Genomic DNA, 9,355 nt, shown 5'->3' with positions numbered 1-9,355 from the left:
GACGTGAGCAGACGTTACCCACCCGCAAGGGGCAGGTAAAGCGATGACTACCGGGTCATTTTTTCTTTGAACGTCTGCTGTCAGTGGCAGCTTATAGAATCGCTGATCGGGCGCTGAACAATGCCACTTTGCCTACCACTTCAATGCTTACCTGAGCGAAGTGCAGTTCAAGCGCACTGCGCAACCCGGCCGCGGTGTCGCTGCGGTTACCGAAAATCCCTTTCTTGTTGTAGATGTCCATCAGCTTGCGGCCAAAGCCATTGTGGTCAGCTGCATCTCCGAGGATGGTGGCGCCGAACAACACGCCATTGTTTTTCAGGCAGGGTTTGAGGCTGGCGAACACCTGGGCCTTTTCGGCCATGGTGCCGGGCAGGCAATGCAGGAGATAGAACAGAGAGATCGAGTCGTAGCGACCATGCTGCGAGGCATCCAGCGGTTTGAACACATCATGCTGCAGGACTTGCGTGTCAGCGCGACCGAAGCGGTCTTTGGCGGCCTGAAGGCTGCTGGGGTTCAAGTCCAGCAAGGTGACGTGAGTGGTGTCCGGCAGGCGGGCTTTGGCCAGGTAATAACCGGTGCCGACACCCACATCCAGATGGCGTGCGCCCACATGACGATCGAAGAATGGCTGTAATACTTGCCGGGTAGGGCAGTGCCAGGCGAACTGGTTGGAAATGCCCAGTACCCAGGCGTCGTAAAGCTTCAGCGTCAGGGGCGAGTAAACGGCAGCCCCTGCTTCGGAGGATGTACTCATCAGTGCGCTACTCCTGAATGTCGTTCAGCTCGCAATATTCCGCCCAATCCATACCCAGCGCCTCTGCCACCTGCTGATGGGTGTCAAGGCGCATTGCCTTGAGTTGCTCAGGCGTTTCAGCGATCAATTGCGCTGCCAGCTCCCAGGGTTCGATGCCTTGTGCTTCCGCTTCATCTTCAAAGGCCCACTTGATCTGATCTTGTTGATCCTTGGCGCTCAGGCTCTGAATTTCATCGCGCAGAAGAGGATTGGTCTCAAGGTATTTAGCTTGAGTAACGTCGTTCCATTCGAGCAGATTCATCGGGTTCTCCGCAGGTTTGCAGCCAAGTCAGTATCTCCAGCACAACGCGCCAAAGAGACGGGAACGCGATTGTGCGTGATTGGGGGGTGAGCTGCCAGTGCCACCGGGCCTGTCACGTGGAATGGGGCAGCAGCTATCAGCCAGCCATCGCCATCCTCAGCGCCACTGCAGCCTCCAACAGTTTGTGTGCCTGAAGCGCAACGTTTGCCGACAATCCTTCGTCACCAGCCTCCTTGAGCATGACAACCAGATCCAGCAATTTGCCCACCTCTGTTTCAATATTGCGCACGGATTCCGAGATTTGATACCTGGGTGAATGTGCCATCGCTTTCGATCTCCGCCTTGCAGGATTCGAATATAAAGCAATGCTCCACAGGAAATCACCCCGGCCAGTATCTGCACGAGGTGAAACCCTGTGATCATGAGCTGGCGCCATGCGCGCAGAGGGGGATTTGCTTAACCGCATGAAAAATCTGAAAAAACCTTTGCGTTCGCAAAAGCTTTCGACTACATTAGCGCGCCTCGACAGACCAACGGTGTGACGAGATACGGTGAAGTGTCCGAGTGGCTTAAGGAGCACGCCTGGAAAGTGTGTATACAAGAAATTGTATCGAGAGTTCGAATCTCTCCTTCACCGCCAAATTAGAAACGCACGAAGCCCCTGAATTCATTGACGAATATCAGGGGCTTCGTGGTTTTCGTCATGTGAAAAAAGGCCCACGGGACGCTCCATGGGACAGATATGGGACAGACGCTATATTTTGAGGGCGTGCTCGAGCATGCCAATGACGTCCGGCCCGTCCTCATTTATCCAGGTGCCGTAGTGCTTGCGGATCATGCCGCCGTCGGTATGTCCCATCTGTTCTGCGATCCAATCAATCGAAGCAACACCACTACTGAGCAGTTGACTGGCATAGGTGTGCCGACACTGCCCTGGTCCGCGATATCGAACGCCCGCATGCTCCAGGTGGGTCTTGAAGAAGCGATCGCGAATGGTGAAGTCACTGACATGCGGTTCACCACTGGACGTGTTCAGAAACACGAAGTGCAGCTTGTGCTTCCTGACAGTCCTGTTGTCTCGCTCGACGATATCGACCGTATGCGACTTGCCGCCCTTCGTCAGTACCTGGAGCTTCTGCAGTGCATCGAGTGCGGGCGCCAGCAATCTGACCCTTCTGTTCGATCTACGTGTTTTAGTGACTCGATACGCACCACGGACCTTGGACCGCTTGAAAGTTACTGTGCCCGACTGCAGGTCGACGTCTTCCCAAGCCAATGCAATGGTTTCGGAAACGCGTGGCCCAGCCCACATCATGAACTGGACCATCAGCAACTCGTAGGTACGATTGGTCGGTGTAGCCAGGATCTGGGCAATCTCAGCGCGTGTGAACGGATCCGGTAGGGTCGGATCAGGAAGGCGCACATGAAGCCCCTCCGTGGGATCATGGGCCACTTTCTTGCGGGTGCGGTACAGCTTGAAGACTTGGCGCACATTGCTGATGATGTCGCGAATGGTCTTGTTGCTCAGCCTGGCCGAGAGGGTCACCTGAACCCACTCTTGTAAATCAAGGTGATCAATCTGATCGATCTGCACGTCCCCCCAACGAGGGCGAACATGGACTTCAGCCTTGTTCAGGTAGCCGCGATACGACGTTGCCGCGACGTTGTTCTTTTTGATATTTAGCCAAAGATCCAGATAGTGACCAAAAGTACTTTCGACCAACCTGGACGAGTTGGGGAAGTGACGCGAATAGTCGAACGTGCCGGACTGTATTTCGAAGTTGATAATTTCCACCAAACGCTTGGCATGCGCCACATTGGCGGGTGTGTTGCCACCTGGTAGGGACTCCCTGCATCTGGATCCTTCATGGTTGAAGTAGATCCGCACTGAGTTACCCCGAGCTTCGACGCCGCTCATATGTATCCTTACTCTGCAAACTGTATAGCGACATTGTGACGCTGAAAAAAAGAAAGGCCCGTTTCCGGGCCTAGTAGGGTAAGACTGGTCTTCTGGTGGACTTCAATCAATGTTTCTGGCGCTGCTCACGCAGGTGGGCATTCATCTCCTGCCGTCGCTTGCTACATTTTGCGTGGCTTCCCTGGGCCCGCCATTTTCCACACTGGTCACAAACGCTGGTGTGGTCGATGTTCCAAGGAAAGCGCCTGCCGTTTTCAGACATCGGCCAAGTCTCCTGCGGATGTTCTGGTAACTGCTGCAGCAAGAGCGTCCAGCAATAACTGCTGCCGCTGCTGGCCATCAAGGTATTGACGTAGAGCAAGGACGACCAGGCTATTCATACTGCAGACATTTTCCTCAGCCGCGGCCTTTACGCGCGGGCGCAAGTCATCAGGTAGGCGCACTACGAACTTGTCTGCCTCGCGGGACGGCGCAGACTTGATTGGTTTCGTACTTGGGATTGCCGAAAGTTGTTGTTCAAGTGCTTCATGAGCGATGGAGTTCATGACTTCGTTCTCTTCAAACATGGGAAAGTTGGCTGTGGGAGCGCGGAACAGGAGGCTTGGCCAGCAGGTTGTCCACTACTGCAGCGTCCCTTTCGGTCAGTTCGCCCAGGCTTCTGGCCATCGTGGCCAGACTTTCAAGCCGGGTCCTTGCGTCCGGTGTTTTGTGTACTTGGTAGCCAATCAATGCGGCACCGATCATTGCGGTGAACAGCAGGTGTTTGGCGGGTGTGTTAGCCTTCGCATCGCTGCCGCTTTGGTGTTGTGCTTGCATGGTGTTGCTCCTGGTGGTGGTCGGTGTCGGGGAGGTACGAACTCCTCGACGCCTTTCGGTTACCGGCATTTGCCGGCGTCAGTGACTGGTGGTTTGGCTCAAGCCTTGCGCACCAGGTGAATAACTAAATCCTCATACATCCCTTGGTCGTCGTCACAGGCTTGCCACTCAAGCACGGCCTGTACTTGGTCACGCGTGCAGTCGATGACCAGGATCTCTGTCTGCCCCCGGTCTGCTCGGACTTCGAGAATCGTTACCAGCCCGGCAGCACCATATGCTTCGGCGAACACTGTGTTGCTTGCGTAACCCATCGCTTCCATAACGCTGCCCAATCGCTTGATTTCCGCCAGTGAGGCATCGCTGGCCGGATCAGCAATCACTTTGATATGCATGTGGATCTCTCCTGTTCAGGCCTTGAACTGCCAGCACTTCACCGACTCTGGCGGCGGATTCACCAGGTTGTTCCGACGCTGAATGCTGCGAATCGCACTGTCCGTGGTTCGGTTCGCATCGATCAATTTTCGTGAACGGCAATCGCGCAGCAGTTGGCGTAGTGTGCCGACGTCGGCCAGTTTCTGGCGGTGTTCGGATGCGACTCGGGCGAACTCGTTGAGGTTGATAGCAATGACGTCGGACTTCTTGCTGTGATTGACGATGGGCTCGCTGCTGAGCGACTCCAGGTACTCGTAGACATTCCAGAACTCAATCACCTCGGGCAGGTCGAGGCTGATTGCTGACTGGCGTTCGTGCGCCATGCTGATCAGCTCTTTCTGAGTGGTCTCGATCATGTGGGCCTCCAGCGGCAACACCAGGGTCAAAGAGTCGAGGAGGGCGAGCATCATGCTGTGGTTCTTGATCACCCGAGCGGAAGCCAAAGTTCGTTTTGCACGCAGATGGTCGCGGTGGTGGGGGTAGCGCTCGGCGAACTTCTCCATAACCTTGGGCTCTGCCTGGATGGCTTGAACCAGAAAGTTACTGACATCCCTCATTTCCGCGTGATTGAGCGCGTCAGCAGCTGTACTGCTCTCAGGGGTGATGTTTGGTTTGGTGAAGTGCAGCTTGATGAAGCGGCTCAGGATCTGCTCTTCACCGGTTACCGCCGCGTTTTGAGCCATTGCGATCGTCGCCCGGAATTCTGGCTCGTATGTCTCGTTGGTATTGTTCTTAACGCCACGCGTTCCAAGCAGGCCGCCCCCGAAGAGATCCTTCAATTCGTTGGTGTCGAAAGATTTTTCGCTGTTCCGGTCGCCCTCTAGCAGCACGATCGGCATGCCAGCCACTTGGCCCATCGCACGGTTCCGGCCAGAGGCTGTGCCCTTCGACGGGTCAAACCCCTCGTAGGTGCGACCGAAGAGTTTCCAAAGGAACATCAGCAGAGTCGATTTACCAGCGTCTGATTCACCAGAGGCTTCTAGAAAGGGAAACGTCTCGTACTGAGCCCGGATCTGCTCGGCGAAAAGTGAGCCGAACCAGAAGGACAAAGCAACCAGACCTTTTGCACCAAAGCACAGCCATAGGCGCGGCAACCAGTCGTTGCTGTAGCTTTTCGCGTCTGGGTTGGGGTTGATTTTGACGTTCTTGATCAGGCACTTCACACGGCTCCTGCCGAACTCGAAATAATCCTCCGCGTTGGCCTTGTAAATCACGCCCTTGTGGCAGGCGATGTCATTGAAAATGTAGGCTTGGTGTTCCTTGCTGTATCCAACAAAGTCGATGGTCTCAACAGATTTGATTCCCTCGGTCTGCTGCATGACGATTTGATCAAGATGTTTTTGAGCGCCGAGCCAGGACGCGCTCGAATACAAAAGTCGTGCTTTGAACTCACTGCTGGAAGAGAACTGTTTCAGCGTGAAGGTGATTTTTTCAGAAGGGCCGTCGTTGGGTGGATCGATCCGCACGTAGTACCAGGCTTCTCCGGTTGATTCATTAACCTGCTTGTACAGCGCCTCGAAGTTACAGTTGGCCAAGAGGCGCAACGAAAGAACGCTATCCAGTGCCTTGCGCTTGGCTGCTTTGTCGTTGAGCAACTGGTCATCGCTGTCCTCGCTGTTGACGATTTTTCTCTGTTCCTCGTCCAGCTTGTGCTGATCGATTTTGGCCCAGTACATACGGTTGCCAAATTCGAAAGAAAACTCCGATTTCTTATCCGCTTCGTGGAGGAGTATCGCCTTTTCCCGGGGCGATTCAGCAAGCAGCAGGTCGCCATGGTGACGTGCGATTTTCAGATCATTGGTACGGCGCAGATCTCGCTTCTGTTTGTCGTCTTCAAAGTGCCAGCGCTGGTGCAGATTGTTCCAGTCGACTTTGCGACCTGGCTGCGGAATGAGTGCGGCCCTGCAGCTGTAGCCCATTTCACGGGCTTGCCTGACCCATTGCTTCGTGTAGCTTCTTGCCTGAGGCTCGTTATCTAGTGCCCAAACGAGCGTCGGCAATTTGCCGCCGCGCTGGCGCGACAGTTCCTTTAAGGCGTCGATCGGGAAGTTATTGCTAGACATAGCGGACACGGCATCAATGCCGTTGTGCTCCAACGCGATTGCGTCGAAGATTCCTTCGACAATCCAAAGCTCCTTGGTCGTAATCAAGTCCACGGATGGAGGGCACCACCAGCCGCCAGACGGGCTTTCGCCTTTCTTAAACCGAGCCTTCATCTTGCCGAAACGCTCAGGTCTGTCGATCAGACGTTCCCAGTAAACGCCCTTGTCCAGGGCGAAGCGCACGGTGGCTGTTCCAGCTCCGAGCTTGTCCGAGTAAAACGTCTCTTGGGTAAACCAACCAGTGATCCGCTCAATCAGAAAGCCGCGTCCGAACTCCAAGTAGGCACGAGCTGTTGCGTTGGGATTGTCGGAGGTTGATGGGGCCCGTTTGCTCCAATTGGAAAACAGGTCCTTATAGATCTCTTGAACTGGCATGCTGAAACCGCAGTTTGCTGGCCTACCGCAAATGATCATCCAAGGCTCGTCATGGCGTGCGTACAGCAGCCGGTCCTTGTGATGGCATTGCGGGCAGGTTCCGCCCCGCATGTACTTGGTTCCAGGTCGGTGCTTGAGTCCGTAATCCTGCTCGAGGTGCCGCAAGATATCTTCGCGTAGAGCTGCTTTCATGATTGCTTCACTGCTTTAAGGCTGTAGGACAGAGCCGCCATAAGGCGCTTTTGCGCTGCCATTGCCGGGACGTGAGCGAGGATTGCGCCGTGACGTAGGCCGTCCGCAACAAAACGGAATTGGTCGGCGTACCAGTGTTCGTTGAGGCTCAGACGGTACTGTTCACGCAGCGCTTCCAGCAGCGCTTGAGCTTCTGCTGGTGGCAGTTGGGTGGTGACAGTTAAGGCGTTTCCCATCGTGAAACCTCGAATTTGGGCGCAGCTCACCCAAACCCACGGGGTGTGGGGCAGGCAATGTGTTGGGTTGGGTGTTACGAGTTGGCTAAGCGGTAACGCCCGTTATCCGGTGCGTTGATGATTCGTTCGTAGATCAGGCTGACCGGGATTGCCCAGGCGTGGCCGGTTGTTGGGTCGACAATCACCGAATGGGTTGCTGAGCTGTTGAGGACGTCCAGACGTTGCCGATCGCGAATCACCGTCATGTCGCTGCAGGCCAAGTGGACCATTCGTTCGGCCATCTGAGTCAGAGCGTCGTAGTCAGCAACCAGGTGTTGAACTGCGCGGGCGAACAACTGCTGATCGTTGCCCAGGTGCTCGCACTGGTGACGCTCCAAGAATGCCAATGCGGCGGCTTTCAGCAGGTCCTGATATTCCTGTACTGCAGGCTCATTGTTCATTGGGCTTTCCCCGATTTGGCGCGGTACAGATCGATGGCAGAAAGCACTTCGGCGTGACGTGCTGCCATGTGCAGGTTGTGTGCGTTGAGGATGTGCTCGGCCTCGGCCTCGTTGATCACACCGTCTGCCAGTGCTTTGGCAATCTCTTGGTCGACACATCCACGCTTCGCCGCGACTTGAACTGACAGGGCGTACATCTCGACGTTATCCAGCTCGTCCGGATCCGGGACCGGAACAAACAAGCCGCCGTACATGCAGGCTACGTAGTTGGGGAAATGCTGCGTGCCCGCTTCCAGCTCCAGCTGATATAGCTGTGCGTCACTCAATGGGCGGCTGTTGTTGTTTTCATAAGCGTGGTTGTCGAACTTCTTCAACGCCAAGCCGATGCGTGCTGCAGCGCATTCGCGTCCGCCTGGATAGCTGCAGATGATTGCGCTTACAACTTCGCGACGGGTCCTTAGAACTGGGCTTTTCATGTTCTGCTTTTCCCTGCTGACCTGTGCCATTACTGTGCGATTACGCCGTCTTTAATGCCTAGCAATACTGCGGCGCGATGTGCCTCCCCGCGGCGACCCTTGAGCCTTCCGTTCAAAAGGTCGCTGACTAAATTTTTGTTCAGTCCATGTTTGCGACTGAATTCCGCGATGCTGACCCCCTTGTGATCTAGAGCGGCCCGGGCTTGCTCGGGCGTAACGGTGGCGGGCATGATGTGTACTCTGTTTGTTTGTGGTGGTTTCTGTTTGTCTGTGGTGATTCTTGGTCAAAAAAATGATCAGGTCAATAGGGTTGAATAAAAAAATGCTCATAGCAGATGGAGTCGGTGACCGCCTTAGGGAAGAGCGTGAGCGCCTGGGATTGAATCAAACTGAGTTTGGAACGCTATTAGGCGTCAGCAGGGGGACTCAAAAAAATTACGAGTTGGGAGCTAATTCCTTGGACCTGCGCTATGTGTCGGCACTAGCAGAATGCAAGGTTGACGCGGGCTATGTGCTCACTGGTGCTAGGTCGCTGCCTGCAGGAGAAGGGTTTAATGCTGAGGAAGCCGAGTTGATTCACCAATTCAGGCAGTTGCCTGCTGATGATCAAAAAACGGTTCGACGCATTGTTAAGTCGATGGCCGCCGAGGCGGTAGAGGTGTTGAAGTAAGGTTCGGTAACTCATGTAAAACACCTTCGTTGCAATTTCCAAAGGACGATTTGCCCCGATAACGTCGATTCAGCAATGCATTTAATGGAGAAATACGCATGTTGGATCGCACTAAAATTGAAGGCAGTTATCGTGAATCAGTTGTTTCTGAATGCGCCGTACTGACTGATCTAGAAGTTTCTCTAATTCAGCTCTATCGGCAGATGTCTCAACATAATCAAAAGCAAATTCGCCGCATTGCCGGATGTCTCGCTGACCCGAGCGACGCTGAGTAAGTCCGGACAAGTCGTCATGCGCGGCACTGAGCGCTGGCTTTAGCGGCTGGCGTTCAGCCTCGTCACGCAGCTCCCAACTGATCGAACAGCTCCCGCTGCTGGGACCGTGACAAATTCTTGAGGCTATCGAAGATCAACCGGTCCACGGCCTGTGCGGACGGGCTGAGCGTGTGCGAAAACGAAAGGTTCGCGACCCACGTATGACCGCACTTTGCGTCCAGGCACTGGCAGTACAGCTTTGCAAAGTCGATCGATAGCTGATCACGCGATGCGATCCGCCCCTTATGCCCGCACTTACAATTAATCCGCATCTCGTGTCCCTCCCCAGGGCCATCCAATAGCCACTATTTTGCCACAATATGTAGTGG

The 9,355-nt window shown here is 54.8% G+C and carries 15 protein-coding genes and 1 tRNA gene; 3 read left to right on the top strand and 13 right to left on the bottom strand.

The window, feature by feature from the left end:
* Positions 1–91 precede the first annotated feature (91 nt).
* From KDX30_RS19970 to KDX30_RS19960, 3 genes are all read right to left on the bottom strand, one after another.
* Positions 92–754, bottom strand: a complete 663-nt coding sequence (locus KDX30_RS19970; protein WP_231677304.1) for a class I SAM-dependent methyltransferase — start codon at positions 752–754, stop codon at positions 92–94.
* A gap of 7 nt (positions 755–761) precedes the next feature.
* On the bottom strand, positions 762–1,055 hold the full coding sequence (locus KDX30_RS19965) for a DUF6388 family protein (RefSeq protein ID WP_027898868.1): 294 nt from the start codon (positions 1,053–1,055) through the stop codon (positions 762–764).
* Positions 1,056–1,191: 136 nt separating this feature from the next.
* Positions 1,192–1,380, bottom strand: a complete 189-nt coding sequence (locus tag KDX30_RS19960; RefSeq protein WP_027898867.1) for a hypothetical protein — start codon at positions 1,378–1,380, stop codon at positions 1,192–1,194.
* Between the two features lie 225 nt (positions 1,381–1,605).
* Here KDX30_RS19960 and KDX30_RS19955 point away from each other — a divergent pair.
* Positions 1,606–1,695: transfer RNA gene (locus KDX30_RS19955), tRNA-Ser, on the top strand.
* Between the two features lie 114 nt (positions 1,696–1,809).
* Here KDX30_RS19955 and KDX30_RS19950 read toward each other — a convergent pair.
* The 9 genes from KDX30_RS19950 to KDX30_RS19910 form a co-directional block, all read right to left on the bottom strand.
* Positions 1,810–2,973 (bottom strand): Arm DNA-binding domain-containing protein, encoded by a 1,164-nt coding sequence (locus tag KDX30_RS19950; protein ID WP_231677303.1) that lies wholly within the window; start codon positions 2,971–2,973, stop codon positions 1,810–1,812.
* A 254-nt stretch (positions 2,974–3,227) separates the two neighbouring features.
* Complete coding sequence (locus KDX30_RS19945; protein ID WP_319946093.1) at positions 3,228–3,539, bottom strand: Arc family DNA-binding protein; 312 nt, start codon at positions 3,537–3,539, stop codon at positions 3,228–3,230.
* Entirely contained in the window at positions 3,532–3,789 is a 258-nt protein-coding gene (locus KDX30_RS19940) for a hypothetical protein (protein WP_231677302.1), read from the bottom strand. The genes KDX30_RS19945 and KDX30_RS19940 overlap by 8 nt, the downstream gene beginning before the upstream one ends.
* 98 nt (positions 3,790–3,887) lie before the next feature.
* The gene (locus tag KDX30_RS19935; RefSeq protein WP_231677301.1) at positions 3,888–4,181 is read right to left on the bottom strand and encodes a hypothetical protein; all 294 of its coding nucleotides are present in this window, start codon (positions 4,179–4,181) and stop codon (positions 3,888–3,890) included.
* 15 nt (positions 4,182–4,196) lie between these two features.
* Positions 4,197–6,890 carry a toprim domain-containing protein gene (locus KDX30_RS19930; protein ID WP_231677300.1) on the bottom strand — a complete coding sequence of 898 codons (2,694 nt, stop codon included), beginning with the start codon at positions 6,888–6,890 and terminating at the stop codon, positions 4,197–4,199.
* Complete coding sequence (locus KDX30_RS19925; protein WP_231677299.1) at positions 6,887–7,126, bottom strand: hypothetical protein; 240 nt, start codon at positions 7,124–7,126, stop codon at positions 6,887–6,889. The genes KDX30_RS19930 and KDX30_RS19925 overlap by 4 nt, the downstream gene beginning before the upstream one ends.
* A 74-nt stretch (positions 7,127–7,200) precedes the next feature.
* Positions 7,201–7,566: a hypothetical protein gene (locus tag KDX30_RS19920; RefSeq protein ID WP_231677298.1), complete on the bottom strand. Its 366-nt coding sequence runs from the start codon at positions 7,564–7,566 to the stop codon at positions 7,201–7,203.
* Positions 7,563–8,042 carry a YmfL family putative regulatory protein gene (locus KDX30_RS19915; RefSeq protein WP_319946092.1) on the bottom strand — a complete coding sequence of 160 codons (480 nt, stop codon included), beginning with the start codon at positions 8,040–8,042 and terminating at the stop codon, positions 7,563–7,565. The genes KDX30_RS19920 and KDX30_RS19915 overlap by 4 nt, the downstream gene beginning before the upstream one ends.
* A 29-nt stretch (positions 8,043–8,071) precedes the next feature.
* Positions 8,072–8,272, bottom strand: a complete 201-nt coding sequence (locus tag KDX30_RS19910) for a DNA-binding protein (RefSeq protein WP_231677296.1) — start codon at positions 8,270–8,272, stop codon at positions 8,072–8,074.
* 92 nt (positions 8,273–8,364) lie between these two features.
* Between KDX30_RS19910 and KDX30_RS19905 the strand changes: the two genes are divergently transcribed.
* Both KDX30_RS19905 and KDX30_RS19900 read left to right on the top strand, forming a co-directional pair.
* Complete coding sequence (locus KDX30_RS19905; protein WP_231677310.1) at positions 8,365–8,712, top strand: helix-turn-helix domain-containing protein; 348 nt, start codon at positions 8,365–8,367, stop codon at positions 8,710–8,712.
* A 98-nt stretch (positions 8,713–8,810) separates the two neighbouring features.
* Positions 8,811–8,987, top strand: a complete 177-nt coding sequence (locus KDX30_RS19900) for a hypothetical protein (protein ID WP_231677295.1) — start codon at positions 8,811–8,813, stop codon at positions 8,985–8,987.
* Between the two features lie 62 nt (positions 8,988–9,049).
* Here the strand turns inward: KDX30_RS19900 and KDX30_RS19895 are convergent, their stop codons facing one another.
* The gene (locus KDX30_RS19895; protein ID WP_231677294.1) at positions 9,050–9,298 is read right to left on the bottom strand and encodes an ogr/Delta-like zinc finger family protein; all 249 of its coding nucleotides are present in this window, start codon (positions 9,296–9,298) and stop codon (positions 9,050–9,052) included.
* Between the last annotated feature and the right edge of the window lie 57 nt (positions 9,299–9,355).

The organism is Pseudomonas quasicaspiana (assembly GCF_021147825.1).
Taxonomy (GTDB): domain Bacteria; phylum Pseudomonadota; class Gammaproteobacteria; order Pseudomonadales; family Pseudomonadaceae; genus Aquipseudomonas; species Aquipseudomonas quasicaspiana.
The sequence above is the reverse complement of the archived record's forward strand: the minus strand, read 5'-3'. Positions and strand labels throughout refer to the sequence as shown.

Bases quoted from the DNA above. Each gene is read 5' to 3' on its own strand.
- KDX30_RS19905 (WP_231677310.1), top strand. From the start codon at position 8,365: ATGCTCATAGCAGATGGAGTCGGTGACCGCCTTAGGGAAGAGCGTGAG.
- KDX30_RS19965 (WP_027898868.1), bottom strand. From the start codon at position 1,055: ATGAATCTGCTCGAATGGAACGACGTTACTCAAGCTAAATACCTTGAG.
- KDX30_RS19960 (WP_027898867.1), bottom strand. From the start codon at position 1,380: ATGGCACATTCACCCAGGTATCAAATCTCGGAATCCGTGCGCAATATT.
- KDX30_RS19910 (WP_231677296.1), bottom strand. From the start codon at position 8,272: ATGCCCGCCACCGTTACGCCCGAGCAAGCCCGGGCCGCTCTAGATCAC.
- KDX30_RS19895 (WP_231677294.1), bottom strand. From the start codon at position 9,298: ATGCGGATTAATTGTAAGTGCGGGCATAAGGGGCGGATCGCATCGCGT.
- KDX30_RS19920 (WP_231677298.1), bottom strand. From the start codon at position 7,566: ATGAACAATGAGCCTGCAGTACAGGAATATCAGGACCTGCTGAAAGCC.
- KDX30_RS19935 (WP_231677301.1), bottom strand. From the start codon at position 4,181: ATGCATATCAAAGTGATTGCTGATCCGGCCAGCGATGCCTCACTGGCG.
- KDX30_RS19925 (WP_231677299.1), bottom strand. From the start codon at position 7,126: ATGGGAAACGCCTTAACTGTCACCACCCAACTGCCACCAGCAGAAGCT.
- KDX30_RS19930 (WP_231677300.1), bottom strand. From the start codon at position 6,890: ATGAAAGCAGCTCTACGCGAAGATATCTTGCGGCACCTCGAGCAGGAT.
- KDX30_RS19970 (WP_231677304.1), bottom strand. From the start codon at position 754: ATGAGTACATCCTCCGAAGCAGGGGCTGCCGTTTACTCGCCCCTGACG.
- KDX30_RS19945 (WP_319946093.1), bottom strand. From the start codon at position 3,539: ATGTTTGAAGAGAACGAAGTCATGAACTCCATCGCTCATGAAGCACTT.
- KDX30_RS19940 (WP_231677302.1), bottom strand. From the start codon at position 3,789: ATGCAAGCACAACACCAAAGCGGCAGCGATGCGAAGGCTAACACACCC.
- KDX30_RS19900 (WP_231677295.1), top strand. From the start codon at position 8,811: ATGTTGGATCGCACTAAAATTGAAGGCAGTTATCGTGAATCAGTTGTT.
- KDX30_RS19950 (WP_231677303.1), bottom strand. From the start codon at position 2,973: ATGAGCGGCGTCGAAGCTCGGGGTAACTCAGTGCGGATCTACTTCAAC.
- KDX30_RS19915 (WP_319946092.1), bottom strand. From the start codon at position 8,042: ATGAAAAGCCCAGTTCTAAGGACCCGTCGCGAAGTTGTAAGCGCAATC.